Raw genomic sequence first — 26,991 nt, 5'->3', positions numbered from 1 at the left:
CGGTCAGGTCTCAGAGACCCGCGCGGTGACGTCGCGTCAGGTAGATGGCAACTGCACCACCGGCGACGAGGATCGCGGCAAGCCCTCCGATAGCCATGGTGCCGTTGGCACCGGTGCGAGGCAGATCGCCGCCCGCGTCAGCTGCAGCTCCGGCATCAGCAGTGCTGTCAGCCTGTGCATTGTTGCTGGCGTTGGCGTTCGTGCTGGCATTCGCCGAGGCGGAGGCCTCGTCGTTGCTGGCAGCGGAGGAGTCAGCGTCGTTCGTCGCAGACGCCGAGTCGTCGGCATCGGCGGTCGCCGAAGCGGAATCGTCGGCGTCGGCGGTCACGTTGGCCGCGTCGTTCGCCGAAGCCGAGTCGTTCGCGTCTGCGGTAGTGGAAGCGGCATCATCGGCATCGGCAGTTGCGGACGCCGCGTCGTTGGCGTCAGCCGTTGTCGAGGCGGAATCGTTCGCGTCTGCGGTAGCCGAGGCCGAGTCGTCAGCGTCGGCCGTTGCGGAAGCGGAGTCATCAGCATCGGCGGATGCGGAGTCATCGGCATCAGCGGATGCGGAGTCATCGCCCGGAGCATCGTCCGCGGCAGTCGCCCGGACCGAGGAAGAGGCCAGGTTGATATCGGCAACGGCATTCGAAGCCTGTGCCTGCGCTCCACCGGCGTTCGGGAGCAGCTCGAGGCTGACCGCGTTGACGGTGAAGCCGTCTGCGTCGGTGCCCTTGACGTTGCTGTCCTCAGCAGGGTCCCTCTTCGTCGGCTGCTCATTGATTGTCAGATCGACAACCTGGTTGAGTCCGGCGAAGACCGGGTCAAGGTCGGACAGCAGCGGATCGACGAGCTCGGTGACGCTGCCGGAGACCTCGTCGGCCGTAGCGTCGAGGATCGGGCCGATCAGGGGCTTGGTCACACTTGTGAGCTGGTCGAGCAGGGGTCCGGTGATGGAGTTCAGGAGGTCTCCGACGTCGATTCCAGCGAGCTTGAGGTCGGTGCTGACCTTCGGGTCGCCCTCGCCGGTGCCGGCGAGCTGACCCAGGGTGGCGTCGATGTTGACCTTGCCGTCAGCTGCGGGAACTCCGACCGCGGTGGCCTTGGCCGGCAGCGAGACCTCGACGCGGACATCGTTCAGCGCATCTTTGAGCGTCTCGTTGAGCTTGCCGGAGAGGCTGCCGAGAGCGTCGGCAACTGCGTCGGTGATCTTTCCGATGGTCTCGGAGGTCAGCACCTGGGTGTTGGGATCGAGGCTGTTGAGGTCTTCGCCGTTCTCGCCCTTGACGACCTTGGCGAGATCAATCTTGATCTCGCCGTTCTTGAGGTCGATCGAGACGAGACCCGACTTGTCTTCGAGCTTCTCATTGACGATGTTCTCGACAACGCTGTTGAGAGCGTCCTGACCTTCGACATTGACGGTGGTGTTCTCGCCGCCGAGTTCGATGTCGGCAAGGCCGGTCTTGACGTCGATGCCGGCGTTTCCGATTGTGTCGGCCAAACCTTCTTTGGCAATGACGTCTTCGAGCTTGCCGCCCGCGCCGTCGACGACCTCGTTCAGGGAGTCGGACAGGTCGCCGACTGCCGGACTGGAGACGGTGAGGACGCCATCGGCGACGGCGTACTCGGAGGTCGCCTCGTCGGAGCCTTTGGCTTCTGCTGTCGATGCGACCGCGCCGAGCTCAAGCGAAAGCTCGTCGACAATCTGGTCGGTGACGCCGTCGAGGCCCGCCTGGGACAGGACCTGAGTGAGGTCGACGTTGGCATTGCCGTAAGCACCGTTGTTGATGTCATCGAGGTTGAGAGCGCCGTCCTCTCCGACGGCACCCGCGCTGGCCTTTGCGTTGTCCGCGGAGGGGGCATAGCCGTACGAGTTGAGAGCGCCTGCTTCGCCGAGCTCCAAGAGACCTTCGCCGCCTGGCTGGCTGACGACAGGCAGCGATACGCCATTGCCGAGGTCGAGGTCGATGGCGTTGAGGGCCTCGGCGTTGAGCGGAGTCTTCGCCTCTTCAGGATTACTGGGGAAGCTGCTGTACGCTCCCGCTGCATCGACCAGCTGTTCGTCGAGGAGGTCAGACTGGACGAGCTGGCCCAATGCCTCGGCATCTTCATTCGGGTCGGGGTTGACTGCTGCGGCACCGGGCGCTGTTGCCATGACGGTCAGTCCCAGCGCGGTTACTGCTGCGGCGGTGCCGGCAGCGGCTCTGCGCACGGGAACGTGCCCTTTGCGGAGCTTATTCATACTTCTCAACTTTCGTTCGTGACGGTCGACTGTTCGATTCGTACAGCAAGTACCCATGCTGTTTTGGTCGAACGTCACACACCCTACAAAGTCATGAACGAATAATGCGAGAGTAATCAGAAAGATAACGGAAAGGTAACGACGACTCTTTTGCTGGTGGAGGGTGAACTGTGAGTGAACTGCGGTTCATGCGAACGACGGGAAGCGGATCGCTTGTTTCCGCTTGCTGTAGCGGAAGTTCTGTGATCTGGGAGTTCGTGTCGAACGGCCGTGGTCTCAGCATGCGGAAGACTGTGCGTGGCCACTCCGGAGGCTTCAGCGAAATGTGAGGTTCGTCACATCGAGAAATATGACAGAAATGTGACAAGGCAGCTTTGACTCATTACCGATAGGTAACGAATGTCTGAGGAGCACATTCGATAGCGGGCAGTGCTGTCGGTAGCGAAAGCGTCCGATGGCCTTCAGTGCGCGGTCGTCGGCTGAGTGAATGACGAATGGCGGGACCGGAGTTCTCACTCCGACCCCGCCATTCGCGGTTTCAGCTCACTGACTGAGCTGGGTCACCCTCAGTGCTTTCCGGCGCGGTAGCGGCGGGTTGCCCACACCGCTGCGGCACCACCGGCGAGGAGCAGCGCGGCGAATCCGACCATGGCCGGGAGGCCATCGGCACCCGTCCGCGGCAGGTCTCCACCGGCATTGCCCGAGGCATTCGTGCTCGAACCGGCCGAGGCGTCTGCTCCGGTTCCGGCGTTGGCCGACGATCCGGCGTTGGCCGATGCGGCCTGATCCGAATCGGCCGAAGCCTCGTTCGCGTCGTCTGCCGACGAAGCGTTGGCTTCGTCGCCGTTGGCCGAGGCGTTCGCCTCTGCGCCTTCAGCTGCTGCACCAGCCTCGTCGCCGTCGGCTGCTGCGGACGCGGACGCCTCCGAGGAGGAATCAGCCGTCGACGCTGCCGAAGCGGCAGCCCCGGCGTTGTCGTTGGCTGCGGCAGATGCCTTCGCATTGCTGTCATCCGAGTTGTCGGCGTTTGCGGCGGCGTTGGCTGCCTGCTGTGCCGAGGCGTTCGGATCCGACGAGACATCAGCAGTCGTGTCCGTAGAAGCCTCTTCGTTGGCTGCTGCCTGAGCGGCTGCTTCGGCGTTCTCGTCAGCTGCTGCCGATGCTGCTGAGTCAGCGTCGGGGTTGGCTGCTGCCTGAGCAGCGGCCTCGGCGACTGCGTTGCTGTTGTCATCGGCGTTGGCCGAAGCCGAGGCCGATGCAGCAGCGTTCACATTGGCATTCGCATCAGAATCGTCCGAAGCGGTTGCCGCGGCTCCGTCATCAGCACCGTCGGCGTCAGCAGCTGCGTTGGCAGAAGCTTCCGAGGAAGAATCCGCGGTCGAGGCTGCGGACGCAGCAGCTGCCGGATTGGCATCAGCGGCGGCCGAAGCATCGGCGTTCGTCGAATCCTCGTTGTCGGCATTTGCGGCGGCGTTGGCTGCCTGCTGAGCCGAAGCGTTCGGATCCGATGTGGCGTCCGCCGAGGTCTCCGAGGAGGCCTCTTCGTTGGCGGCCGATTCTGCAGCTGCTTCGGCGTTCTCGTCAGCTGCTGCCGATGCCGTGTTGTTGGCATCGTTGTCGGCTGCTGCCTGGGCGGCTGCCTCTGCGACAGCATTGCTGTTGTCATCGGCGTTGGCCGAAGCCGAGGCCGATGCGGCAGCGTTCACGTTGGCATTCGCGTCTGCCTCATTGGCAGCATCAGGATCTGCTGCTGCGCTGGCGTCAGACTCGGCTGCTGCCTCTGCGGATGCCTCGTTCGAGGAATCAGCGGTGGAAGCGGCCTCAGAAGCGGCTGCGGAGTTGGCGTCCGAGGCCGTCGATGCCTCTGCGTTCGTGTCATCGGTGTTATCAGCCTGTGCGGCGGCCTGTGAAGCAGCCGTCGACGAAGCATTCTCATCCGTTGTCGAATCGGCGGAGGCCTCGGAGGATGCGTCCTCGGTCGCTGCCGACTCGGCGGCTGCTTCGGCGTTCTCGTCAGCTGCTGCCGACGCCGTGTTGTCGGCGTTGTTGTCAGCAGCTGCCTCGGAGGCAGCCTGGGCGGCCGGGTTGTTGTCTCCATCGGCGTCGGCCGAAGCCGATGCCGAGGCCGCTGCGTTGGTGTTCGCGTCGTCATCGCCCGGGTCCGGAGCGTCCGCGGTCGCACGGACCGAAGACGAGGCCAGGTTGATGTCGATGGCATCGGCGGCTGGGAGCAGCTCCAGGCTCACCGCACTGACGGTGAAGCCGGGTCCGTTGTTGCCCTTGACCTGGCTCTCCTCTGCCGGATCCTTCGCCGTCGGCTGCTCGTTGATCGTCAGATCGACGACCTGATTGAGTGCCTCGAAGACCGGGTCGAGAGTATCGAGAACCGGATCGACGATACCGGTCACAGCACCAGCGACTTCATCAGCTGTGGAATCGAGGATTCCCCCGATGAGCGGTTCGGTGATGCCGAGAACTGCGTTGATCACCGGCTGAGTGATGGCATTGAGCACATTGCCGACCGGAACGCCCGCAATTGACAGATCGGTGTCGACAGTCGGATCGGAATCATCAGTGCCTGCGAGCTGCCCGAGTGTGGCATCCACCGTGACCTTGCCGTTGACGGCGGGAATTCCGAGTGCGGAGATGTTCGCAGGGAGCTCGATGACGAGATGCACGTCATTGAGTGCGTCGGTCAGGGTCTCGTTGACCTTGCCGGAGAGTGCACCGAGGGCATCGGCCACCGCGTCGGTGATCTTCGAAATCGTGTCCGAGGTGAGCACCTGGGTGTTCGGGTCGAGACCGTTGAGGTCAGAGGCGTCTCCGCCCTTGACGATCTTCGCGAGGTCGATTTTGATGTCGCCGTTCGCGAGGTCGATCGAGACGATCCCAGCCTCGTCTTCAAGTGCCTCGTTGACGACGTTCTCGACGACGCTGTTGAGCGCGTCGCGGACTTCGACTGACACCTGGGTGTCGTCTCCACCGATATTGACCGAGGCGAGCCCGACGTCCAGATTCAGCCCGATACCGGCAAGTTCATTGACCAGGCCCTCTTCGCCGATGACTTCTTGGAGAGTGCCACCTGCACCGTCGACGACCTCATTGAGAGCGTCAGAGAGGTCGCCCACTGCGGGGCTCGAGACCGTGAGGATGCCATCGGCGACGGCGTACTCGGAGTCATCGGCTTCGCCGTTGCTGTTGGCGGTCGACGCGATCGCGCCGAGCTCGAGGCTGAGCTCATCGACGACCTGATCGGTGACGCCGTCGAGGTTGAGCTGGCCGAGCACCGAGGTCAGGTCGACCTTCGCGTTGCCGTACTCGCCGTTGTTGATGTCATCGAGATTGAGTCCGCCGTCTGCCCCGACTGCGCCGGCGCTGGCCGTGGCATCGTTGTAGGCAGGAGCGTGCCCATAGGCATTGAGCGCTCCTGCTTCGCCGAGTTCGAGCAGGCCGTCGCCGCCCTCGTTGCTGATCAGCGGGATGCCGATTCCGGGGAGCTCGACTCCGATGGCTTGGAGCACCTCGGCATTGATCGGAGTGCTGTCCGCGTCCGTGCTGGACGGGGAGCTGCTGTACGCCGAGAGAGCATCAACCGCATCAGCGGTCAGGATGTCGGCATTGATCAGCTGACCATAGGCTTCTGAGTCTTCGTTCGGATTCTGTTCATCAGCGGCACCGGGTGAGGTCGTCAGCAGCGTCAGTCCCACTGCCGTCGCCGCGGCGACAGACCCCACCGCGATCTTCCGACCGGTTCCGGGCCGGCCTCTCAATTTTTTCATGGTTCTCCACATCGTTCGGATCCTGATCATTTCCAAGCATGGCCTGGACGGAAACGGGCAGTTTCCTGGCAGATCCCTCACAACATTACGGAGTAATGAAAAAGTAATCAGCGAATCACAAGAAAAGTTACCTCGTCGTTATAGTTACGGTCAGGTAGATTTGTGTGGGCGTTGCGGCTATACGTCGTGATCGGCATTGTGCCTGCCTGAATCAATAAACGACCAGGCGGCAGGCTTATGGACTCCAGGCGAATTCTGTGGTTCAGAAAAAGTGTCACGGTCGTAGTCGAGTCACTGAGACTGCACTCTATTGTCACAGATCGGGGTACAGAAGTCCGCGCTCGAGGTTGACTTGTGACCAATCGGTGACCCGCAAGGTCACGACTTCCGTGGTGTGGACGGGAGGCACAAGACACCTCGCAGTCGCCTAAAGTCGACTCAACCGAGACCGACGAAGGAGTTGAGACATGGCAGAGAAGACACGATGGGCAGTCATCGGCGCGGGAATCATCGGAGCCGCCGTCGCCCGCGAAATCCTCAACCGTCACGACTCCGCCGACGTCACCCTCTTCGAAAAGGAAGACCACCCTGCCGCCCACCAGACCGGTCATAACTCCGGAGTCGTCCACGCCGGCCTCTACTACGAACCCGGCAGCCTCAAGGCCACCCTCTGCCGCCGAGGCGTCTCCCTCCTGACCGACTTCGCTGCCAAACATGACGTCGCCTTCGACGAATGCGGCAAAGTCGTCGTCGCCACCGACGACACAGAAGTCGAACGCCTTCACGCCATCCACGACCGTGCCCTGGCCAACGGCGTCCCCGACATCGCCCTGCTCGACCGCGACGGCCTGCGTGACATCGAACCGAACGCAGAGGGGCTTGCCGCCCTCCACTCACCCCACACCGCGATCATCGACTACTCCGGACTCACCGAGGCCCTCGTCGCCGACTTCCGCGCCCACGGCGGCCGCGTGCGCTTCTCCACCCCGGTGAAGACCGTCGATCACCGAGGTGGCCCCACCGCCCGTGACACTGCCATCGTCCGCACCCCGGCCGATGCCCAGGAATTCGACCACGTCATCGTCTGTGCCGGACTCCAATCCGACCGCCTCGCCGCCCGCTCCGGACAGGCCCGCACACCGACCGTGGTGCCCTTCTTCGGCCAATACTTCATCATCGATGCCGCACACAGCGATGCCGTCAACGGACTCATCTACCCCGTACCCGACCCGAAGTATCCCTTCCTCGGTGTCCACTTCACCCGCCGCATCGACGGCGGACTGATGATCGGGCCCAACGCCTTCCTCTCCTTCTCCCGCGAAGGCTACCGAGGGCTCGGCCTCAACATCCCCGATTCCCTGGCCGTGGCCGCCGACCCCGGATTCTGGCGCTTCGCCGCAGGCAACATGGCCACCGCTGCCCGTGAGCTTCCAGGCGTGCTCTCCATTGAGAGATTCGTCGCCGAGGCGGCTCGCTACGTCCCCTCCCTCGCTGGAGCCGGTGGCTACCGAGCCACCCGCGGAATCCGCGCCCAGGCGATGAACCGGGACGGAACACTCGTCGATGATTTCGTCATCGATCGGGCGGGAGCGACGATGTTCGTCAGGAATGCGCCTTCCCCGGGAGCCACCTCGGCGCTGGCCATTGCCGAACACCTCGTCGGCGTCATCGACGGCCGACGATGACGGTTCCGGGCGTCGACGACGAAGGGCCGCCTGCCCGACCGTGAGGACGAGGAGGCGGCCCGAAGACCACAGTGGCTGCTCAGTCGCAGCGACTCACTTGGGGGTGCGGGTCTCGGCGCTGATGAACCAGGCCTGCTGCTCGAGCTGAGCGATGTAGCTGTGGAAGATGTCGGCGGTCGTCGGGTCCGCCGAATCGACCTCGTCATGGCAGTCACGCATCGATGCCACGGTTGCCTCGATCGACGTGACCATGTGGTCGATGGCGTCGTGTGTGCTGATCTCACCGTTCGGGAACTCCGGCAGCCCTGTCTGTTCGGCGATCACCGCAGGGCGACCGTCCGGAGAGGCGTGGAGGGCACGCATGCGCTCGGCGATCTCATCGCTGCCTGCGCGGGCGATGTCCGTGACCTCGTCGAGGTTGAGGTGGAGGTCGCGGAAGTTCGTGCCCACGATATTCCAATGCGCCTGCTTGGCAGTCAGGCTCAAAGCGATGAAGTCGACCAGGACCGTTTGGAGGTTCTTGGTCAGGGCGTCGGAGGCGATGAAGCCGCGTTCGGCGTTCTCGCGAGCGGTCTTCTCTGAGCCATGAGGATCGGGAACTGTCACTGACTGTGTCATGATTCTTGCTCCAATCTCTCCGGTTACACGTGAATCCGGAGTCTGTCGCCACCATAACGCCGCCCTGACCGGGACGGAACCCCCGTCAGTTTCTACCGGTCTCGTCGTCCTGGGCGATATAGACGCGAGAGCGCAGCCGCTGGGCGTGAGTGAGATTCTTCAGGTCGATGTCACTGTCGAAGCTTGAGCCGAGTGCGCCGGCGACGACGCCCATCGCCGCACTCAGCCACGCAATGTCGAGGTAGTTCGTCAGGCGGGCTTCGGGCCGGTGGATCGTCTGGGCCATGAACTCGGGGTCGATGACGATGAGTCCACCGGTGAGGATGCCGATGACCAACAAAGCGTAGAGGCCCGTCACGCAGATGATGAGAGTGAGTACGGTGGACAGGTTGTAGTAGAAGACGACCTGAGCAAGGCGTTCATTGACCGGGCGATCCCAGAGGCGGTTGATCGTGATCAGCCAGCCGACCATGACTGCGATGGCGATGGCGCCGATCGAGATGAGACGGACGGTAGACAGATGGTGGGACATCTGCCAGATGGAGCTGTAGAAGATGCCGAATGCTCCTGTGGCAGCGGCTGCGGCCATGGCTCGTGAGAGCCTGCGGGCCATCCGCAGCGGCTCATTGGCCATGGTCATGCCTAGGACGAGGCGGGGTCCGCCCGTGAATGTATGAGCGTGAAGGGTGCGGCGGCCCGACTCGGAGCGGCTCGACCATCTGCCCCAGCGCGGCAGGCGATGCGTCTTCGCCGGCAGGTGACCTTCGGGCAGGAGCTGATTGACGCAGCTCATATAGATCTTCAGCAGACGACGCTTCGTCGTCAGTGCGCCGAGGGTGGGGTAGGAGATCACGGCGATGTTGCGCGCCGGAAGCACCTCGGCGATCAGAGGTTTGCCCTGGGTGTGGCGCGGAATGTCCGTGAGCATGATGACGAGATCCGCAGCGGCATAGCGGTCGACGATCGCGTCGAGAGTCGTCAGCTCCAGTCGGTGGTCGGCCTGGACCCGGAGCGCCTCTGTGCACACATCGACAGTCACATCCGACTCGAAATCCTGCCGGAGGAGTTCGGCAAATTCGTCCTTGAACGAAGCTACGCGGCGGCTCGGGGGCCCGGGGTCGCAGATAAGGAGGATGTGCATTTTCCCACTGTGGCAGGGCCGATTCGGTCTGGCTAGGGCGACGGCGAATTCCGAAGCTTTCCTCACGGGGCTTTCAGACCGAATCTGAACTCGGACACCCGAACGCGTATTCTGATACCGACGTGTCGACGAGACGAAGGAGGACGCGGCCAATGGCAGTTCTGGTGACCGGAGGGGCAGGATATATCGGTTCGCACGTGGTGCGGCTGCTCACCGAGCGCGGCGACGATGTGCTCGTCGTCGATGATTTCTCTACCGGCATCGGCGCTCGCGTCGAGGGCCTGCCTGTGGTCAACCTCGACCTGGCCGCATCCGACGCCGAGGAACGACTGGTGTCCGCGATCAAGGAACACAGCGTGGACTCGATCATCCACTTCGCCGCGAAGAAGCAGGTCGGTGAGTCAGTCGAAGAGCCGGTCATGTACTTTCGGCAGAACATCGGTGCCCTGACGAACATCCTCGCCGCCGTTGAAGCGACCGGCATCGAATCGCTCGTCTTCTCCTCTTCAGCCGCGACCTACGGCATGCCGGATGTCGACATGGTCGCCGAGGACCTCGACTGCCGTCCCATCAACCCCTACGGCCAGACGAAGCTCATCGGCGAGTGGATGATCGATAACCAGATCACCGCCTCCACGATGCGGGGAACCACGTTCAACGCCGTGAAGCTGCGTTACTTCAACGTGGCCGGTGCCGGCTGGAACGAACTCGCCGACACCGCCGTCATGAACCTCATCCCGATCGTGCTCGGACGGCTGAAGGACGGCAAGGCGCCGATCGTCTTCGGTGACGACTACGACACACCCGACGGCACATGCATCCGCGATTACGTCCACGTCAAGGACCTCGCCGAGGCGCATATCGCCGCCCTCGACTACATGAGGACCGGCGGCACCACGGAGACCGTGTTCAACGTCGGCACCGGAACCGGCGCCTCGGTGAAGGAAGTCATCGACACCATCGCCGAGGTGACCGGCCGTGACATCGTCCCCGAAATGGGCGAGCGTCGCGCAGGCGACCCACCGGCGCTGGTCGCCGACGTCACCCGTATCTCCGCCTTGCTGAGCTGGAAGGCCGAGTTCGGTCTCGAGGAGATCGTCCGCAGCGCTGTCGAGGCCGCGGGGATGTTGCCGAACCAAGAACGATGACGCAATCGGACCCAGCCGCAACAGCACTTCACTGGATCCGAGCACGTTCCGCGCCAGGGCACGAGCTGCCGGTCGGGGCGCGGGTGGCACTGCATTTCCATCCCGGTGATGACGCCTCTGAGGCCAGGGTGCTCGAGTCGATTCTCGAGCAGGGACAGTATCTTTCCCAGTTCGCCACAGGCACGAGCAATGGCGGTTTGACGGCATTCCCCGGCGGCGACCGGTGGCTCTGGGAGCAGAGAATCTTCGGTGGAGCCTATGACCATGTGGAGGTGCACCACCGACCGGTCTATGGGGCACTTGACCTCGACGGCGACCCCTTTGGGCCGGCACCGCGGTTCGGGTCTGCCTACCTGCGTCTCCGTCCGGAGGTCCTTGCGCGGGCGACGTTCGCTTACCCGGACAGCACCTTCGAGCCGGAGCTCTTCGGGGTTGCTGACCGGATGAGGCTCATTGCCGACTATCGTCGTGACGAGCGGGCTGCCGACCAGGCTGCTGCCCAGGGATGCGGGATCGTCGACCGTCTCGACCACTACATCGAGGCTCATGTCCACGGCGGGGTCAAGGTGCCCGAAGACGTCGAAGTGCTGGTGATCGATCCCAGCTTCGCCGATCACGCGGTGCTGGAGACGGCGGACCTCTGTGGTCTCGCCGTCGAGACTCATCCGGGCTATGTCGCCGAGGTTGCCGAGATCGCCGCACATCCGGAGTATCGGGGACAGGACGTGGCGGATCTCGCGCAGCGGATCGCCGAGACTATGGGGAATTCAGCGCAGCTGAGGCCCATCGATATCGCACGCGCCCGCCGGGCGTGGGATCTCGACGGGCAGCAGTTGAAGAAGGCCTGGCACTGCCTCGCGCGATTCGGACGGACTTGGTGAAACCACGCCTCACTTCGCGGATGTCATCTCGCTTTCGACGACCCATTTGTGGTTCGTCATCTCCATCTCATCTGTCTTCACATCGACCATGTAGACGGTCTCGTCGGTCGCTGAGTCGATGGTCGCCTCGGCGCCCTTCATTCCGGGCATATGGTCGGCATTGACGGTGGCCTTCGCGCCCTTCTTCAGCGGCGCTCTGCCCGGATCCTCAAGCTCTTCGTGGACGACCCACTTGTGATCCTTGACCGGATCTCCGCCATCGGTCGGGGTATAGCTGATCGAATAGGTTGTCGTGTCGAAGGCGCCGGAGACGGTTGCCTCGGCGTCCTTCATCCCCGGCATGTGATCGGCAGAGAGGACGACTGTGTCACCGAGGTCGAATTTCGGGTCGGCGGCCTTCGCGATTCCCTCCGGTGGGTCGCCGCCATCGGCAGCGTGCCCTTCGTGGCCACCTGATTCGTGTTCGGATTCGCTGCTGTCCATGTCTTCGTGATCGGATCCGCTGGATTCGTTCGATGCGGACTCGTGACTGCCGTGCGACCCATCGCCGTCGGGTGCCTGGGTGTCATCCTTCGCAGTCGAACAGCCTGCCAATGCCAGTCCGAGTGCTGCGGCGAGTGCCGTGAATCGGGAGGTCGGATTGAGCTTCTTCATGAATGGTCTCCTGGTTCTGTGAGACGGTCGTGTCGGATTCGCTCGGCGGCTGATGGGAACATTTCACGGCATCCCATCCTTTGGACCCGCCACGGTCACCCTATACCCCTTAAGGGTATGGTTGCCAAGATGACATAGGTGCTCTGCACCCGTAGTGACATGGGGATATATATGAAAACGACGCGACTCGTGGTGGGGGCTGCTGCCCTCGTTCTTGCACTGACCGGGTGTTCTGCTCCGGGACCGGGCAGTGAATCATCCGCAGATTCAGCAGAGTCTGCGGCAGTGCAGCCGGTTTCGGCCGAAGCGCTGCTTGCGGATCTCGATCTGGCCGACTCAGACGTCACAGGGGTCATCGATCATCTCGATCGCCTCCCCGTGGACGAAAGGCCCACCGACCTCATGGCCTCGGTGCAACCGGACGAACTCGTCCTCACCGACGGGCAGAAGGAGGCGACGATGACATTGCCGGAGGGGAAGAGCTACGTGTCCATCGCTCCCTTCGTCGATGAGACACACGACTGCTTCTACCACAGCCTCACGACCTGTCTGGGCGAGTTGAGCGGGAAGGGCGTCGAAGTGATGATCACCGATTCGGCGACAGGCGAAACGGTGGTCGATGAGTCGACGACGACGTTCGACAATGGTTTTGTGGGCTTCTGGGTACCGTCAGGCATCACCGCTACCATCGAGGTCACCGCCGAGGGAAAGACCGGTACGACCGAATTTTCGACGAAGAGCGATGGGCCCACCTGTGTGACCGACCTGAAGCTGCAGTAGAAGTGCGAGGGGAGGCCGCCACCACCCAACCACCTCTTGAGGAGTCCTATTATGACCCATCACATCGTCATCGGAGCAGGGTTGGCCGGTGCCGCAGCCGCGTATTCCCTGACCGCGCGCGGCGAGGACGTCACTGTGCTCGAACGGCATGCCCCGGCCAACGACCGCGGCAGCTCCCACGGCTCGGCCCGCATCTTCCGGTACGCCTACCCGGATCGTCTCTACACCGAACTCGTGGTGCGCGCCCGGCAGCTGTGGGACGACCTCGAAGCGAAATCGGGAACTGAGCTGATCACTCGCACGGGAGCGCTCGACTTCGGCGACGCCCGGCATACTGATCTGCTCGCCGAGATCTTCGATGAAATCGGCGTTGAGTACGAGGTCCTCGACCCGGAACGAGCCGCCGAAAGGTGGCCGCAGTTCGCCTTCGACACCGACGTCCTGTGGCACCCCGACGCTGGCGTCATCGACGCCGAGACCACGGTGACAACCATGCTCGACCGTGCGGTGGACACCGGGCGGGCTCGGACCCTCAATGATTGGACCGTCACCGAGGTGGCCCGACGATCCGCGGGCGACTTCCGTGTCACCTCGGCGACAGGGGAATCCGTGGAGGGCGACCGCCTCATCGTCGCTGCGGGCGGGTGGCTGCCCGACCTCCTCGGCGATCTGGGTCTTCCGCAAGCGTTTCTTGAGGCGTTGCCGACATTCGAAGTGCGGCAGGAGCAGGCCTTCCACATGCCGTATCGCGATGCCGGCGAAGATGGGCGGCCGAGTACGCCCTGGCCGACGTTCATCCACAAATCCGGTGAGATGTTCACCTACGGACTGCCCGGTGGGCGGGATGCCGGCTTTGCAGGGCAGAAGTTCGCGCAGTTCAACGGTGGGAAGGTGATCGCATCTGCGCTCGACCAGGACGGACAGATCACCGAGGAGATGCGGACCCGGATGATCGACTATGCGAAGCGGAACCTGCCGGGACTCATTCCGGAACCGTATGCGGAGACCACGTGCCTGTTCACGAACACCCCGAACGAGGACTTCGTCATCGACGAGGTGGATGGCCTGGTCATCGTGTCGGCCTGTTCGGGGCACGGGGCGAAGTTCGCGCCGCTGCTCGGTGAGTTCGCGGCCGACCTCGCAACGGGAGCCAGCAGTGTGCCGGAACGATTCCGGGTGGGTGGCGCTTCGACTTCGTGATCGAGTGGGGTGCCTCGGGGACTCGGTGTGTTAGCGCGGGGCTGCCTCAGCGCTTTGACGCGATGATGAGGTGCCGAGTCGAATGGGCAACGAAGGGTTCACCCCTACGCATCCCGGCATCTAGCTCACGCAGCTGCGGAAGATAGTCGGCAACCGAGAAATCGGGCACCCACCACGGACATTTGCGCAGGATCCACACGATCGCACCGACGTCGAAGAACTCCATGCGGCAGCGCGCGGTGCGCAGCGTTTCGACCGTGAGTCCAGCCGCCTCGGCGGATTCGGATTCGGTCTGCGGGTGCCGTGAGCGGCGATTTTCCGGCAACGGTCCGAGGAAGAACTCGATGAGCTCGAACGCCGAGGCCGGACCGACGTGCTGGGCGAGATAGGTGCCGCCGGGGACGAGCACGCGGGCGATCTCCGACCAGGTGGGGCTCACGGGATGTCGGGAAGTGACGAGGTCGAAGCTGCCGTTGGCGAACGGCAGTCTGTGCGGGTCGGACTCGACGACGTCGACGCCACGCGGACCGAGCCGATGACGGGCCACGGCGATGTTGGGGCGGTACGACTCGGTCACCGCCATGCGCGGCGGCAACACCGGTGCCTCGTCGATGACCTCACCGCCGCCGGTATCGATATCGAGGGCCGCCGTTGCCGTCGACAACCGCCTGGCGAGCAGAGTCGAGTAGGCCCACGGTGGTCGCTCCTCGGTGGCGCGCCCATCGAGCCAGCCGAACCCCCAGCCGGTGACATCGGGGGATTGTGCCTCGGTGACGAGCTCGTCGAATGCGCGCATACCGCCATCTTCGCGCACACGACTCTCACACGTCGAGCCAAGCGGTCACGTCGGCGAGGAGATCGTGCGGTGCCTCAAGCGGTACGAGGTGGCCCGAGCGCGGGAAACGGGTCACGTGCGGGTTTCCGGGCAGCGCCTCGGCGAGGCGATCGGCTTGGTCGGCCGGAATCCACGGATCGTCCTCACCCCATCCGATGCGGACCGGGCAGCGCACCTCGCCGAGGCGGTCGACGATGGGCGCCGTGTGCTCGGGGCGAAGCGCAGCGATCTGCCGGTAGAGCGCAGCTTGACCGGCGTCGGTGCGCCAGGGTGCGCTGAGTGCGGCGATCCATTCCTCGCTGAGACTCGAACGGGCTTCGCCCGACGGAGATTCGTCGGCTGGCGTGGCAGCCGCCCCGGAAATGTATTCGCGGACCAAGGCGCGATGGAGGCGAGGTGGGAGGGCGGTGAAGACCTTTTCGTTCTCGGCGACGAGGCGGAAGAACGGTGAGCCCCACGGGTCGAGAGTGACGATGTCGAGCAGATACAACGACGCGAAATCGCAGCCCTCGAGCAGGTGCGCGCCGAGCGCGACAGCACCACCGATGTCATGGGCGATGACGTGGGGATTCGACACGTCCCAGCAGTCGATGAGCTCGGCCAGTCGACGACGTTGGGTGATGAGATCAACGGCGAGGGCCGCCTCGGCGAGGGGATCGTCCGTCGGCTGTGCCGACGTGGTGGAGGGATCGGGGATGGACTTGCCGGATGTGGCGGGAATCGAGTCGCCGTATCCGGGCATATCCCACAGGCGGACGCGATTCGTCTGCGCGAGTTCGCGGGCAAGCGGCAGCCACATTCGGGATGACCACGGGGTTCCGTGACAGATGATGACCTCGCCGAGGCGGTCCTGGCCGTTGTTATGGAGGGTCGGTTCGAGGGTCGTGGTGGCCACCTCGGCGCCGTCGCTCAAGGTGATGTGGTCAGTGGAGATGCGGATGGCGGGGCTGCGATCTGTTGGCGTTGTCATGAATCGACGGTAGAACTTCAGGTCAACCTGAAGTCAAGGTGTCATCATGGAGTCATGAAGATCGGGGATGCGGCAGCGCAGCTGGGAACGGCCGCGCATGTGCTCAGGCACTGGGAGGATGAAGGCGTCGTCGTGGCGGACCGGACTGCAGCCGGGCACCGTGAGTATTCGGATGAGCATCTGAGCCGGTGTCGGATCGTGCTGTCGTGTCAGAGCGTGGGCATGAGCCTTGCCGAGATCCGGGCGATCCTGCATCGCGGTGAGGCGGAGCGTGCCTCGGTGATCGCTGCTCGCCTGTCGGCGATTCGGGCGCAGCGGACCTCGCTGGACTCAGCGGAGAAGTTCCTCCTCCACGTTCGCGGTTGTCGGCACGACCTCATGACCCGATGTCCGGAGTGCTCGGAGTATGCGGGGTGAGCGGTCAGCCGCCTGGGCGAATTCGATGTTGCGGTGGGCGGAACTCAGTGCACATTGCGCGAATTCTCGGGTCAGTGATGGTCACAAAATCTCGCAGAACGGGCATGATGGCCTTATGACCACAGATATGGATATTGCGCTCAGCGCCGAGCTCGATCCCATCGTCGATATCGCCGCTGGGCTGGGTCTCGACGCGAAGGACATCATTCCTCACGGATGGACGAAGGCGAAGGTGCCGATCGACGTCCTCGATCAGGCAGCCGAGTCCGCCACGGACGGCAGGCTCATCCTCGTCACTGCCATGAGCCCGACCCCGGCCGGAGAGGGAAAGACCACGACGAGCATCGGCCTGGCCGATGGACTCAACGAACTCGCGCGGTCGAAACCCGAGGTCGGCAAGGCCGTGCTGGCGCTGCGGGAGCCGAGCATGGGCCCGGTCTTCGGAATGAAGGGCGGGGCGGCCGGCGGCGGATACGCGCAGGTCGTGCCGATGGAGGACATCAACCTCCACTTCACCGGCGACTTCGCGGCCATCGCTGCGGCGAACAACCTTGCCGCGACGATGCTCGACAACCACATCCACTTCGGCAACGACCTCGACGTCGACCCGCGACGCATCCACCTCCGCCGCGTCGTCGACCTCAACGACCGGGCACTGCGCGGCGTCGTCGTCGGGCTCGGCGGGCTCAATGGGGGAGTGCCGCGCGAGGACGCCTTCGACATCGTCGTCGCCAGCGAGGTCATGGCGGTGTTCTGCCTGGCCACCTCGTTGTCCGACCTCAAGGAACGGCTGGGACGGATCGTGCTCGCTCACAGTAGGGGGCGCGAACCTATCACCGTCGCGGACATCGGGGCGGCAGGGGCCATGACGGCGCTGCTGCGCAATGCGCTGGCGCCGAACCTCGTGCAGTCCTTGGAGCATTCGCCGGCGTTCATCCACGGCGGACCGTTCGCCAATATCGCCCACGGCTGCAACAGTCTGCTCGCGACAAAGGCCGGGCTGGCGCTGGGGGACTGGGTCGTCACGGAGGCCGGATTCGGTGCCGACCTCGGGGCCGAGAAGTTCCTCGACATCAAGTGCCGCACCGCCGGGATCTGGCCCTCGGCCGTGGTCGTCGTCGCGACGCTGCGGGCCCTGAAGTACCACGGGGGAGTCGACGTGAAGGATGTGAACTCGGCTGATGTTGGTGCGGTGCTGGAGGGCATGAGCAACCTCGAGCTGCACTGCCGGAACCTGCGCGAGATCTACGGACTGACGCCCGTCGTGTGCTTCAACCGGTTCCCCACGGACACCGACGAGGAGATGGCCGCGGCGATCAACCACCTGGATGGTCTTGGGGTTGCGGCTGTGGAGTCCACGCACTGGGCCGACGGCGGCAAGGGCGCGCTCGCTCTGGCCGAGGCGGTCGTTGAGGCCGCCGGCGGCATCGGCAATGCCGGGGCCGCTGTCGATGACGGCTCGGTCTTCGTCGCCGGCACCGCCTCCGGGGATGCCGAGGCTCCTGCTGCCGATCCGGCGTCGCGGGCACGATACAGCTATGACCTCGACCGGCCGTTGGAGGAGAAGATCCGCACCATCGCGCAGCGGATCTACCAGGCCAAGGACGTCGATCTGCCGGCCAAGGTGAAACGGAAGCTCAAGCAGTTCACGGATGAGGGCTACGGCGATGCGCCCGTGTGCATCGCGAAGACGCAGTACTCGCTGTCGACAGACGCGAGCCTGCGTGGGGCGCCGACCGACCACATCATCGAGGTCAAGGACGTGCGGCTGTCGGCCGGCGCTGGGTTCATCGTCGTCATCGCTGGCGACATCATGACGATGCCGGGCCTCCCGAAGGAACCCTCGGCACTCAAGATCGACGTCACCGAGGACGGCAACATCACCGGCCTCTTCTGATACGTAATTGCTACCTGACGGCGGCTCAGCAACCTCGCGCGAGGTTGCTGAGCCGCCGTCAGGTAGTTCTGGGGGTCAGTCGGACTTCGTGACGCGGTCGAACACCGCGTCGAGAGTTGCCGCCAGGGAGTTGCGGTTGGCCTCGTTCATCCACTCGTTATTGAGCATTTCGTTAAGGCCGCCCGGGGTCTCGTGAGCTGCGACCAGGTTGTCGATGGGCTCGTCTGTCTGAGCAAGAGTGGTGCCGAGTCCGACGAACTGGCCGCGGATGAAGTGGTCGGCATCCGCCTGATCCCAGCCGCGGTCGACCAGCCACGCGGTGATCGTCTGGAGGAACGCGAAGTGCGCCGACATCGTCGCCGTCACCGCTGAGAGCGTGGAGAACATCGTCTCGTCCGCTGCGGTCACCGATCCGCCGAGGTGACTCAGCAGCCCTTCGACCGCGTCATTGGCCGGGTATACGGCGGTGACTCCCTTGCGCTCGCGGACGGCGGGCAGGGGGATGACGCGCACGATCGTCGGGGAATGCGGAAGATGGTTTCCGAGCGTGGTTGTTGAGATTCCAGCGACGGCGCTGACCAGGGTCTTTTCGGCAGGAATGTCGAGATCGTTCAGGACTGCGTCGGTCTGCTGCGGCAGGACTGCGAGGACGATGAGGTCGCTGCGGTCGATGACGTCCTGATTGCTCTGGCAGACCGTGGCGGACTCGATTGAGTCAGCGAGTTTCGCCGCGCGTTCTGCATTGCGTGGGGAGAGGAAGAATTGGAAGTCGGGTTTCGCCTCACTGTCGGCAAGACCTTCGACCATCGCCGAGGCGATCTCTCCGACTCCGATGAAACCGATTCGTGTCATGTGCTCCTCCTTGAGAGACCAGTTGTTCGTCAGCGACGGGTGTGTCTGTTCGCATTGTTTCATCGACTCAACCGTCCGGGTACGGGGATCTCGAAGGGGATAGGAGGCGAGCTGCCGCGTGTCCAAACAACCTGACGGCGGCTCAGATACCTCGCGCGAGGTTGCTGGGCCGCCGTCAGGTAGCAATTGGAGAGGATTGGCTTCATTCGAATTCGGTAAGCGCCACCTCGGCGACGGCAGCGACCAGGGCTGGTCCGTCCTCTGATTCGGGGTCATCGGTTTCTGTCATCACTGAGATGACGATGGGGTGGCGATCGGGAGGCGTGACCACTGCGATGTCGTTCTGAATCGCATCCGAGTGCCCCGACTTGTCCCTGACCACCCATCCCTCGGGTGCGCCTGCGCGGATGAGCGGGTCGCCGGTCTCGTTCGCCGACATCCAGTCGAAGAGCACCCTGCGATCATCGTCCGAGAGCTGTTGCGGGTCCAGGAGGCGGTGGAGATCGTTGGTGAATGCGGCCGGAGTGGTGGTGTTGTCCCTGCTGCCATCTTTGACGTCGTTGAGCTCCGGCTCTTCGTCTGTGACCTCGGTCGTCATATCACCGGACTTCTCCAGCGCGTCGTCGAGGGCCTCGGGCCCGCCGAGCTCGTCGAGCACGATGTTCATCGCCAGGTTGTCACTGACCCTCAGCGCGCTCTCGGCAACGTCGTCGAGCGGCAGTCCGTCGTCGACGTGTTTCTGCGTCACCGGTGTCCATCCGGCCTCATCGACATCGGCCTGAGTCCAGGACACGTTCTTCTCAATTTCTTTCGGTGACGTGCGGTCGAGGAGTTCGGCGACAGCGAACACCTTGAGTGAGGAAGCGAAGCCGAAGCGCTCGTCTGCTCGGTAGTCGACTGACTCATCGGACTCGGTATCAAATGCGCTGACTCCGACTCTCGCGTCGCAGCGGTCCTCGAGATCCTTGAGCTGCTCTTCGAGTCGCTGGCGGTCAGAGACGTTCGCTGATTCTGTTGAAGCCTCGGTGTGGGAGTCGCTGTCGTCCGACGACTGAGCCTCACCCGGAGCGCAGCCGCTTACTGCCAAAGCGGTCAACGTTGACGAAGCGAAAAGCTGCAGAGTTCGTGTGGTCATCGAATCGTTCCGTTCTCTCCCCAGCGGGAGACGACGCGTGCCGCCATCGTGGAAGTACGTCAAATTGACGAAGGCGCCATTGTGGTCTTCGGTAACGACCAGTCTCCTCCGTCATCGCGGTTCCCCGCGAATCGAGAGGCGTTTCGTACCCAAACAACCCGACGGCGGCCCAGCAACCTCGCGCGAGGTTGCTGGGCCGCCGTCAGGTAGCAATTGGGGTCAGAAGCTGGGGAGGACGGAGCCGTCGGCCCACTTCTTCTCGATGAACTTCTTCACCTCGGGGGAGTGGAGCAGCTCGTCGAGCTTCTTGATGTTCTCGTCGTCCTTGTTCTCCGTACCCACGGCGAGGAAGTTGCCGTACGGGTTGTCCTCGGCCTTCTCCAGCAGGATGCCGTCCTTGGCCGGGCTCAGACCGGCTTCCAGGGCGTTGTTGCCGTTGATGACCGAAGCATCGACGTCTTCGAGGGTGCGAGCCAGCTGCGCGGCGTCGGCCTCGACGAACTTCACGTTCTTCGGGTTGTCCTCGACGTCGGAGAGCTTCGCGTCGACCGCGTCCACGCCGTCCTTGAGGGTGATGAGCTTCGCGTCTTCGAGCATCTTCAGCGCGCGACCCTGGTTCGACGGATCGTTGTTGATGCCGATCTTGGCGTTCTTCGGGATGTCCTTGACGTCCTTGATGTCCTTCGAGAACAGCGCGAAGGGCTCGAGGTTGATCGGCTCGAAGCCGGTGATCTCGTAGCCCTGGCCTTCGACTTCAGAGTCGAGGTACGGCTTGTGCTGGAAGTAGTTCGCGTCGATGTCGCCGTCGTTGAGCGCCTTGTTCGGCAGCGTGTAGTCCGTGTACTCGGTGACCTCGATGTCAAGGCCGGCATCCTCGGCGAGGTTCTCATCCACGTAGCGCAGGATGTCGCCCTGCGGCACCGGGGTCGCACCCACGGTGAGCTTCGTGATGTCGCCGTCCTTCTCGCCGACGGAATCCGTGCCGCCGCCGACGAGTCCGCAGCCCGAGAGCAGCAGAGTCGCGCTGGCCGCGATCGCAATGAGCTTGGTCTTCATGATTCTCCTTGATGTGTTCTGTGTGTTGTGCAAAGGGATGAGCAGTGGTGGCCGTTAAATGTGCGCAGATTGCCGGTTTCGTCGCCGATTCGGACAATCTGAGCACACTTAACTGGGAGTTCCGTCGCCGCGCCGGACGTGATCGACGCCGCCGAGGCGGCTCACCGGTGGTCGACCGTGCGGGCCAGCCGATCGCCGATGAACTGGATGATCGTGACGACGAGGACGAGAACGATGATGCAGGCGATCATTGTGTCCGCCTGGTAGCGCTGATAGCCGTAGGAGATCGCCAGCGCACCCAGACCGCCGCCGCCCACGGCACCGGCCATCGCGGTATAGGACACCAGCGTCACCGAGGTGACCGTGGCTGCTCCGATGAGACCGGGCAGAGCCTCGGGAACGTAGACCTGACGGATCACCTGGCCGTTCGAGGCGCCCATCATCAGTGCGGCTTCGATCTTGCCTTCGGAGACCTCGCGCAGCGAGTTCTCGACCAGACGGGCATAGAAGGGGATCGCGCCGATCGTCAGTGACACCACGGTCGCCTGCCAACCCAGCGCCGAGCCGACGACGAATCGGGCGAAGGGGATGAGGGCGATGATGAGGATGATGAAGGGGATCGAGCGCGTGATGTCGACGATGAAGGACAGCACCCGGTAGACGACCGGGTTCGAGTTCAGCCCGCCCTTCGACGCGGTGAACAGCCAGATTCCCAAGGGCAGTCCGAAGAGGACGGCGAGTCCGGTCGACCAGGCCGTCATGAGCAGAGTCTCGATGGTGGCCGGCCACATCTGATCGGTGATCGCCGGGTTGTCGAACCATGTGGGATCGTTCATCAGGCAGCCTCCTCCGCATAGATTCCATCGGCTTTCAGGGCGCTGATCAGCTCTCTCGCCTGTTCGGCCGAGTCGACGGAGAAGCGCAGCCGACCGACCTGGCGGCCTTCGATCGTCTCCACGGCTCCGGCGAGGATCGCCTCGGCGCTCGCTCCGGCATTTCGCGCGGCGGTGAGCACGGTGGGCAAGTCGGTGCCGGCCAGGGACACCTCGACGAGGCGGCTCGCCCCGTCAACGAGGCTGACCGGAGGCAGGGGGACGAGATCCTTGGCCAGGACCGATCCGGGCTCGGCGATGACCTCGGCGAGTTTCCCGGTCTTGGCCACGCGGCCGTCGGCGAGCAGCGTCACCGAGTCGCAGATCTCGCGGATGACGGACATCTCGTGGGTGATGATGAGGACGGTGATGCCCAGGCGGTCGCGCAGCGAGCGGATGAGGCCGAGGATCTGATCCGTCGTCGTCGAATCCAATGCCGAGGTGGGCTCATCGCACAGCAGCACCTTCGGCTCTGCGGCCAGGGCTCGGGCGATGCCGACGCGCTGCTTCTGTCCTCCCGAGAGCTGAGCCGGATAGTTGTCGACTCGGTCGCCGAGACCGACGAATTCGAGGAGCTCACGGGCCTTGGCCAGGCGTTCGGCCTTCGGCACGCCGGCGATCTTGAGCGGGTGGGCCACGTTCTTCAGCGCGGTGCTCGAGTCGAGGAGGTTGACGTGCTGGAACACCATGCCGATGCTGCGACGGGCCTCGCGCAGTCCGGCACCGGACTGGTTCGTGAGGTCGACGCCGTTGATCGACACCGTCCCGGAGGTGGGGGACTCGAGCCCCGTCAGGCAGCGGATGAGCGTGGACTTGCCGGCGCCGGAGCGGCCGACGATGCCGTGGATCTCTCCGGCGGGGACCGAGAGGTCGATCTCCTCCAGGGCGACGGTCTCTCCGAACACCTTCCGCAGTGCGCGCAGTTCGATCACAGGCGCCTCCTCGTGTGGTTGACGAATGCCGCGCACGGTGGTGGACGGCAGAGATTTGGGGATGGGTCGGTCTACGGTCCAGTAGGGCCGACGATTCAGGATGACAAGGAATCGCCTCGGCGGCGTCATGAGATGTCATAAAAGGACGCATTGGCGACCCATCGTGACGAAGAACTCACTGGGGCGGGGAAGGGCGTTGTTGCTCTCTTCGGTGTCAACTGATCTCGACCGCCACGGCGGCAGAGATGACGAGACGGTGAACGGCGGTCGAAGTCGGGGCAGAATCCAGCAGCATTTTCCTCCGACGTAACCCGATGTCCATATCCGGGGCGTACCTGTGGTTGATCGACAGGTTCGCTTGCCCGGTGTACCGGCAGGCGGACGAGCTCCACGACGGGACCGATGAATGTACGAAGAATCGAGCAGGATCGCGGCGATCGTTCCCTGCCACAACGAGGAGATCACCGTCGCCAAGGTCGTCGGCGACCTCAAGGCCGCCGTCCCGGGCATCACGGTCTACGTCTATGACAACTGCTCGAGCGATCGCACCTCGCAGCGCGCTGCCGAAGCCGGTGCCATCGTGCGCAAGGAGAACGTCCCCGGCAAGGGCAATGTCGTCCGCCGCGCCTTCGCCGACATCGATGCCGATATCTACGTGATGATCGACGGCGACGATACCTACGAGGCGGCCCACCTGCCCGAGATGATCGACACCCTGATCTCCGGCCCTTACGACCACGTGCTCGGTGTTCGCCAGGACAATCAGGAGACCACGTCCTACCGTCCCGGCCACGAAGCCGGGAACAAGATGTTCAACCGGCTGACCGGGTGGCTCTTCGGTTCGCAGGTGTCCGATATGCTCTCGGGCTACCGCGTCTTCTCCCGCCGTTTCGTCAAGTCGTTCCCCGCGATCAGCCGCCGGTTCGAGATCGAGACCGAGCTGACCGTGCACACGATGTCGCTGCGCCTTCCCACCACCGAGGTGGCCGTCGACTTCCGTGACCGACCCGACGGAAGCGAGTCGAAACTCTCGACCTTCAAGGACGGGTTCCGCATCCTCGGGCTCATCTCGGCTCTCGTCCGCCACGAACGACCCCGCCTGTTCTACGGCACGCTGACGGTCGTGCTCGCCGCCCTGTCGCTGGTCTTCGGTCTGCCCGTGGTGTGGGAGTTCTGGCAGACCGGGCTCGTGCCGAGGTTCCCGACTGCGATTCTTGCCACCGCGCTCATGGGGCTGGCGTTCCTGCTCGGCAGCGTCGGCCTGACCTTGGACGGTCTGCGCAGGGCTCGCCGCGAGACTTCCCGACTGGTCTATCTCAGCTTGCCCGCGGTGACCGGTCGACCCGTCACGCAGCGTCAGACGCCGCAGCAGACTGCTCCCGCGGACCGAGAGTTTTCAGCCCCGGAGGCAGAGATCTTTGCCGACGCAGCACGGATGAAGCCGAGCCGGCAGGTGCGGGCACGCTTCGCTTCATGAGTCGTTCTGCTATTCGCAGGTGGCTGACGTCCCCGTTGGCATGGGACCTGCTGCTTGCTCTCTTCACCGTCGCATGGTCGTTTATCTTCCTGCGCCTGTTCTGGCCCGGTCGGGTCAACGTCGATATCGCCGATCAGTACCTGCAGGCAACCGGAAAGATCCCGTACTCCGATTGGCATGCGCCGGTGATGAGCGCGGTGTGGCGAATCCTCATCGACATCACCGGAGACCCGGGCAGTCTGCTCCTGCTGCAGGTCGGCCTGCTGGCCGCGGCCGCGTGGGGGATCGGGGTGCTCGTCCACCGATCTGGGGCGCCGAGGTGGGTGTCGCTCTTGGGCCCGACCATCATGGTCTCGCCCTGGGTCGTCTCCCAGATGACGACGCTGTGGAAGGATTCGCAGATGGCCGTGGCCATCCTGCTCGCCGTCGTCCTCATCATGATCACCCGCTTGGTCCCGAAGACATGGCTGCTGTGGCTTCCGGCGCTGGCCCTCCTCGTCTACGGGGTGGGGGTGCGCAAGAATGCGGTGTTCGCGGTCGTCCCGATCGCCGTGTACGGCGGGTGGTGCCTGGTGCATCTGTGGCGCCATCGTCGAGGGCGACCTGGAGACTCTGCCACGTCTGCAGACTCCGCGTCACCGGAGACTTCAGAGCCGACAGCAGACTCCGCGAAGAAAGGACGCCCTTTTCTGCTGACGGCGGTTTCGTCGCTGATCGTGCTCGGACTCATCGGCGGAGGCGTCAAAGTCACCGACGCGGTCATCGACTCGCAGATGGGAGTGACGAAGACCGGCCAGATCTCACAGATCTTCCTCGACGACGTGATGTTCTCCGTGCCGGAATCTCGACTGCAGTCGTCTGACGCACCCAGAGCGCTCAAGGACCACATCAGTTCTGCGCGCGACAAATGCCTGAAGAGAGGCGAGATCTGGGACGCCTACTGGAACTGCTACGGCAGAGGCACGACTGGGAAGGCATTCAGTCCCATTGCCTACCAGGATGAGCTGAAGTCGCTGTGGTTGAACGAAGTCGTCACTCATCCGGTCAGCTACATCGAATATCGGATATCGGTCTACTCCTCCTACTTCTTCACCTCGAAGCTCGAATACTGGGAGGCCGACTGGGATGGTGATGCGCAGAAGGCACGCTTGCCCGCAGGGAGCGCAAAGGCTGACTACATCGTCCGGCCGTATGTCGAGGACTTCGCGCTGGGAACTTTCCCGATGCTCTTCAAGCCCTGGTTCTGGGCCCTCGTCGCCGTTCTGCTGCTCGGTCTCGGGTACCGATCGCACAGCCGCACCCGTCGCGAACTGAACGCGTCTGCCCACCGGCCGCGGTCCTTCTGGCCCGAGATCACGGTCCTGGCCGCCTCGGCGCTGTGCTACATCTTCGGGTACTTCCCGATCGTGCCGGCGAACCATTTCCGGTACACGTTTTGGCCGGCGCTCGCCGTCACCTTCGCGTTCGTCCTCTGGCTCGCCCAGCACCGCATCCAGCGAGTCCGAAACATCGGGCCATAGACTGAGTGCAGTTATGAAAGAGTCATTCTCGGACCGTCTCCGGCGCCTGGCGGTGGAAGCCTTCAAGTTCCTCACCGTCGGCGGACTCGGCTATATCGTCGACGTGGGCCTGTCGAACCTTCTGGCCTACGGGTTCGGTCCGATCCCCGCCCTCCTCGAGGGCAGTCCGATCAAGTCGAAGATCATCTCGACTATTCTGTCGATGATCGTCGTGTGGATGGGCAATAAGCTCTGGACCTACGGCGACCGGACCACGAACTCGAACATGCGCGGCATCGTCCTGTTCGTCGCGGTCAACCTCGTCGGCATGATCATCACCGTCATCCCCCTCGGTGTGACCTGGTACCTGCTTGATATGCGCGACCAGCTCACCTACAACATCTCGACGAATGTCATCGGCATCGGACTGGCGATGATCTTCCGCTTCTACGCCTACCGCACTTGGGTGTTCAAGGACCAGGCCCCCGACACCGAGGTGGTCGTTCCCATGGAGGAATCGAGCCGGGTCCCCGACGACCGGGGCTGAGCGCCACCGGCCGACAGCGCCGGCGTGCTTATCGGACTAACGAGGGTTCGAAGACTGGTTGCGAGCTATTCGGTGCATCACGGCCAGTACCGCAAGAAGCACTGGACAGAGCATCGCAAGGCCGGCAGCAGCAAAGCCGAGTCCGACAAGCCACTCGGAACCGGAGAATCCGCCGCCTTCGGTGGAGAACGTGACTGCGGCTATCGCGAGGATCGTCAGAACGCTGCCGCCGAACAGAGACAGCAGAGCGATCACAATCGGCTTGGGGACGGTCATCGGATTCAGTGTCCTTTTGGTCGCTGCTTTGTCTGTGCGGTCGTGTGGTCGATCAGCTTACAGGCCGCTGCTCATCCGACTCCCGGAAACGGCTGGGCGAACCATCGCGTTCTGAGCTC

The 26,991-nt window shown here is 63.7% G+C and carries 23 protein-coding genes; 10 read left to right on the top strand and 13 right to left on the bottom strand.

The features are described from left to right. Positions 1-10: 10 nt before the first annotated feature. Together ACVZTU_RS13920 and ACVZTU_RS13915 are read right to left on the bottom strand one after the other, a co-directional pair. Complete coding sequence (locus ACVZTU_RS13920; RefSeq protein WP_482400618.1) at positions 11-2,221, bottom strand: choice-of-anchor G family protein; 2,211 nt, start codon at positions 2,219-2,221, stop codon at positions 11-13. A gap of 566 nt (positions 2,222-2,787) precedes the next feature. Beyond that, the gene (locus ACVZTU_RS13915) at positions 2,788-6,000 is read right to left on the bottom strand and encodes a choice-of-anchor G family protein (protein ID WP_482400617.1); all 3,213 of its coding nucleotides are present in this window, start codon (positions 5,998-6,000) and stop codon (positions 2,788-2,790) included. Positions 6,001-6,467: 467 nt separating this feature from the next. Here ACVZTU_RS13915 and lhgO point away from each other — a divergent pair, with 467 nt between their 5' ends. Beyond that, positions 6,468-7,685 carry an L-2-hydroxyglutarate oxidase gene (gene lhgO, locus ACVZTU_RS13910; RefSeq protein ID WP_482400616.1) on the top strand — a complete coding sequence of 406 codons (1,218 nt, stop codon included), beginning with the start codon at positions 6,468-6,470 and terminating at the stop codon, positions 7,683-7,685. Positions 7,686-7,778: 93 nt separating this feature from the next. Here lhgO and ACVZTU_RS13905 read toward each other — a convergent pair whose 3' ends face one another. Together ACVZTU_RS13905 and ACVZTU_RS13900 are read right to left on the bottom strand one after the other, a co-directional pair. Continuing rightward, positions 7,779-8,303: a Dps family protein gene (locus tag ACVZTU_RS13905; RefSeq protein WP_482400615.1), complete on the bottom strand. Its 525-nt coding sequence runs from the start codon at positions 8,301-8,303 to the stop codon at positions 7,779-7,781. A gap of 85 nt (positions 8,304-8,388) precedes the next feature. Then, positions 8,389-9,444 (bottom strand): hypothetical protein, encoded by a 1,056-nt coding sequence (locus tag ACVZTU_RS13900; RefSeq protein WP_482400614.1) that lies wholly within the window; start codon positions 9,442-9,444, stop codon positions 8,389-8,391. 152 nt (positions 9,445-9,596) lie between these two features. Here ACVZTU_RS13900 and galE point away from each other — a divergent pair, with 152 nt between their 5' ends. After that, positions 9,597-10,592 carry a UDP-glucose 4-epimerase GalE gene (gene galE / locus ACVZTU_RS13895; protein WP_482400613.1) on the top strand — a complete coding sequence of 332 codons (996 nt, stop codon included), beginning with the start codon at positions 9,597-9,599 and terminating at the stop codon, positions 10,590-10,592. Between the two features lie 83 nt (positions 10,593-10,675). Continuing rightward, positions 10,676-11,473 (top strand): DUF3626 domain-containing protein, encoded by a 798-nt coding sequence (locus ACVZTU_RS13890; protein ID WP_482400612.1) that lies wholly within the window; start codon positions 10,676-10,678, stop codon positions 11,471-11,473. A 9-nt stretch (positions 11,474-11,482) separates the two neighbouring features. On the opposite strand, the gene ACVZTU_RS13885 is transcribed toward ACVZTU_RS13890, so the two are convergent. Further along, positions 11,483-12,127 carry a YdhK family protein gene (locus ACVZTU_RS13885; RefSeq protein WP_482400611.1) on the bottom strand — a complete coding sequence of 215 codons (645 nt, stop codon included), beginning with the start codon at positions 12,125-12,127 and terminating at the stop codon, positions 11,483-11,485. Positions 12,128-12,298: 171 nt separating this feature from the next. Between ACVZTU_RS13885 and ACVZTU_RS13880 the strand changes: the two genes are divergently transcribed. Together ACVZTU_RS13880 and ACVZTU_RS13875 are read left to right on the top strand one after the other, a co-directional pair. Beyond that, a complete protein-coding gene (locus tag ACVZTU_RS13880) occupies positions 12,299-12,907 on the top strand; it encodes a CueP family metal-binding protein (protein WP_482400610.1) in 609 nt (202 codons plus the stop codon). Between the two features lie 51 nt (positions 12,908-12,958). Continuing rightward, positions 12,959-14,107: an FAD-dependent oxidoreductase gene (locus ACVZTU_RS13875; protein ID WP_482400609.1), complete on the top strand. Its 1,149-nt coding sequence runs from the start codon at positions 12,959-12,961 to the stop codon at positions 14,105-14,107. Between the two features lie 46 nt (positions 14,108-14,153). Here the strand turns inward: ACVZTU_RS13875 and ACVZTU_RS13870 are convergent, their stop codons facing one another. Together ACVZTU_RS13870 and ACVZTU_RS13865 are read right to left on the bottom strand one after the other, a co-directional pair. Next, positions 14,154-14,903: a class I SAM-dependent methyltransferase gene (locus ACVZTU_RS13870; RefSeq protein ID WP_482400608.1), complete on the bottom strand. Its 750-nt coding sequence runs from the start codon at positions 14,901-14,903 to the stop codon at positions 14,154-14,156. Between the two features lie 25 nt (positions 14,904-14,928). Then, complete coding sequence (locus ACVZTU_RS13865; protein WP_482400607.1) at positions 14,929-15,912, bottom strand: alpha/beta fold hydrolase; 984 nt, start codon at positions 15,910-15,912, stop codon at positions 14,929-14,931. Between the two features lie 54 nt (positions 15,913-15,966). Here ACVZTU_RS13865 and ACVZTU_RS13860 point away from each other — a divergent pair, with 54 nt between their 5' ends. Further along, a complete protein-coding gene (locus ACVZTU_RS13860; RefSeq protein ID WP_482400606.1) occupies positions 15,967-16,329 on the top strand; it encodes a MerR family transcriptional regulator in 363 nt (120 codons plus the stop codon). A gap of 115 nt (positions 16,330-16,444) precedes the next feature. Next, a complete protein-coding gene (locus ACVZTU_RS13855; RefSeq protein ID WP_482400605.1) occupies positions 16,445-18,226 on the top strand; it encodes a formate--tetrahydrofolate ligase in 1,782 nt (593 codons plus the stop codon). Positions 18,227-18,301: 75 nt separating this feature from the next. On the opposite strand, the gene ACVZTU_RS13850 is transcribed toward ACVZTU_RS13855, so the two are convergent. From ACVZTU_RS13850 to ACVZTU_RS13830, 5 genes are all read right to left on the bottom strand, one after another. Next, positions 18,302-19,078, bottom strand: a complete 777-nt coding sequence (locus tag ACVZTU_RS13850; protein ID WP_139468367.1) for an NAD(P)-binding domain-containing protein — start codon at positions 19,076-19,078, stop codon at positions 18,302-18,304. A 202-nt stretch (positions 19,079-19,280) separates the two neighbouring features. Then, a complete protein-coding gene (gene bla / locus ACVZTU_RS13845) occupies positions 19,281-20,213 on the bottom strand; it encodes a class A beta-lactamase (RefSeq protein WP_482400604.1) in 933 nt (310 codons plus the stop codon). A 219-nt stretch (positions 20,214-20,432) separates the two neighbouring features. Then, the gene (locus tag ACVZTU_RS13840; RefSeq protein WP_482400603.1) at positions 20,433-21,269 is read right to left on the bottom strand and encodes a MetQ/NlpA family ABC transporter substrate-binding protein; all 837 of its coding nucleotides are present in this window, start codon (positions 21,267-21,269) and stop codon (positions 20,433-20,435) included. A 161-nt stretch (positions 21,270-21,430) separates the two neighbouring features. After that, entirely contained in the window at positions 21,431-22,105 is a 675-nt protein-coding gene (locus ACVZTU_RS13835; RefSeq protein WP_139468372.1) for a methionine ABC transporter permease, read from the bottom strand. Then, positions 22,105-23,073, bottom strand: coding sequence for a methionine ABC transporter ATP-binding protein (locus ACVZTU_RS13830; RefSeq protein ID WP_139468373.1), 969 nt, complete (start codon positions 23,071-23,073; stop codon positions 22,105-22,107). The genes ACVZTU_RS13835 and ACVZTU_RS13830 overlap by 1 nt, the downstream gene beginning before the upstream one ends. A gap of 406 nt (positions 23,074-23,479) precedes the next feature. Between ACVZTU_RS13830 and ACVZTU_RS13825 the strand changes: the two genes are divergently transcribed. The 3 genes from ACVZTU_RS13825 to ACVZTU_RS13815 are packed head-to-tail and all read left to right on the top strand — an operon-like array spanning position 23,480 to position 26,596. Then, a complete protein-coding gene (locus tag ACVZTU_RS13825; RefSeq protein ID WP_248283930.1) occupies positions 23,480-24,550 on the top strand; it encodes a glycosyltransferase in 1,071 nt (356 codons plus the stop codon). Beyond that, positions 24,547-26,070 carry a hypothetical protein gene (locus ACVZTU_RS13820; protein ID WP_139468374.1) on the top strand — a complete coding sequence of 508 codons (1,524 nt, stop codon included), beginning with the start codon at positions 24,547-24,549 and terminating at the stop codon, positions 26,068-26,070. Before ACVZTU_RS13825 ends, ACVZTU_RS13820 begins: the two co-directional genes overlap by 4 nt. Positions 26,071-26,083: 13 nt before the next feature. Continuing rightward, a complete protein-coding gene (locus ACVZTU_RS13815; protein ID WP_101543404.1) occupies positions 26,084-26,596 on the top strand; it encodes a GtrA family protein in 513 nt (170 codons plus the stop codon). A 36-nt stretch (positions 26,597-26,632) separates the two neighbouring features. Here the strand turns inward: ACVZTU_RS13815 and ACVZTU_RS13810 are convergent, their stop codons facing one another. Continuing rightward, entirely contained in the window at positions 26,633-26,872 is a 240-nt protein-coding gene (locus tag ACVZTU_RS13810; protein ID WP_062243290.1) for a hypothetical protein, read from the bottom strand. Positions 26,873-26,991 lie beyond the last annotated feature (119 nt).

The sequence above is a fragment of the Brevibacterium sp. OS20 genome (assembly GCF_056837565.1).
This window is presented reverse-complemented; position numbering and strand designations above follow the sequence as displayed.

What these genes read in the sequence shown, in the direction of transcription:
- bla (WP_482400604.1), bottom strand. Translation starts at nt 20,213, where the DNA reads ATGACCACACGAACTCTGCAGCTTTTCGCTTCGTCAACGTTGACCGCT.
- ACVZTU_RS13865 (WP_482400607.1), bottom strand. Translation starts at nt 15,912, where the DNA reads ATGACAACGCCAACAGATCGCAGCCCCGCCATCCGCATCTCCACTGAC.
- ACVZTU_RS13920 (WP_482400618.1), bottom strand. Translation starts at nt 2,221, where the DNA reads ATGAATAAGCTCCGCAAAGGGCACGTTCCCGTGCGCAGAGCCGCTGCC.
- ACVZTU_RS13905 (WP_482400615.1), bottom strand. Translation starts at nt 8,303, where the DNA reads ATGACACAGTCAGTGACAGTTCCCGATCCTCATGGCTCAGAGAAGACC.
- galE (WP_482400613.1), top strand. Translation starts at nt 9,597, where the DNA reads ATGGCAGTTCTGGTGACCGGAGGGGCAGGATATATCGGTTCGCACGTG.
- ACVZTU_RS13855 (WP_482400605.1), top strand. Translation starts at nt 16,445, where the DNA reads ATGACCACAGATATGGATATTGCGCTCAGCGCCGAGCTCGATCCCATC.
- lhgO (WP_482400616.1), top strand. Translation starts at nt 6,468, where the DNA reads ATGGCAGAGAAGACACGATGGGCAGTCATCGGCGCGGGAATCATCGGA.
- ACVZTU_RS13815 (WP_101543404.1), top strand. Translation starts at nt 26,084, where the DNA reads ATGAAAGAGTCATTCTCGGACCGTCTCCGGCGCCTGGCGGTGGAAGCC.
- ACVZTU_RS13850 (WP_139468367.1), bottom strand. Translation starts at nt 19,078, where the DNA reads ATGACACGAATCGGTTTCATCGGAGTCGGAGAGATCGCCTCGGCGATG.
- ACVZTU_RS13915 (WP_482400617.1), bottom strand. Translation starts at nt 6,000, where the DNA reads ATGAAAAAATTGAGAGGCCGGCCCGGAACCGGTCGGAAGATCGCGGTG.
- ACVZTU_RS13885 (WP_482400611.1), bottom strand. Translation starts at nt 12,127, where the DNA reads ATGAAGAAGCTCAATCCGACCTCCCGATTCACGGCACTCGCCGCAGCA.
- ACVZTU_RS13835 (WP_139468372.1), bottom strand. Translation starts at nt 22,105, where the DNA reads ATGAACGATCCCACATGGTTCGACAACCCGGCGATCACCGATCAGATG.
- ACVZTU_RS13840 (WP_482400603.1), bottom strand. Translation starts at nt 21,269, where the DNA reads ATGAAGACCAAGCTCATTGCGATCGCGGCCAGCGCGACTCTGCTGCTC.
- ACVZTU_RS13880 (WP_482400610.1), top strand. Translation starts at nt 12,299, where the DNA reads ATGAAAACGACGCGACTCGTGGTGGGGGCTGCTGCCCTCGTTCTTGCA.
- ACVZTU_RS13900 (WP_482400614.1), bottom strand. Translation starts at nt 9,444, where the DNA reads ATGCACATCCTCCTTATCTGCGACCCCGGGCCCCCGAGCCGCCGCGTA.
- ACVZTU_RS13870 (WP_482400608.1), bottom strand. Translation starts at nt 14,903, where the DNA reads ATGCGCGCATTCGACGAGCTCGTCACCGAGGCACAATCCCCCGATGTC.
- ACVZTU_RS13810 (WP_062243290.1), bottom strand. Translation starts at nt 26,872, where the DNA reads ATGACCGTCCCCAAGCCGATTGTGATCGCTCTGCTGTCTCTGTTCGGC.
- ACVZTU_RS13825 (WP_248283930.1), top strand. Translation starts at nt 23,480, where the DNA reads ATGTACGAAGAATCGAGCAGGATCGCGGCGATCGTTCCCTGCCACAAC.
- ACVZTU_RS13860 (WP_482400606.1), top strand. Translation starts at nt 15,967, where the DNA reads ATGAAGATCGGGGATGCGGCAGCGCAGCTGGGAACGGCCGCGCATGTG.
- ACVZTU_RS13820 (WP_139468374.1), top strand. Translation starts at nt 24,547, where the DNA reads ATGAGTCGTTCTGCTATTCGCAGGTGGCTGACGTCCCCGTTGGCATGG.
- ACVZTU_RS13875 (WP_482400609.1), top strand. Translation starts at nt 12,959, where the DNA reads ATGACCCATCACATCGTCATCGGAGCAGGGTTGGCCGGTGCCGCAGCC.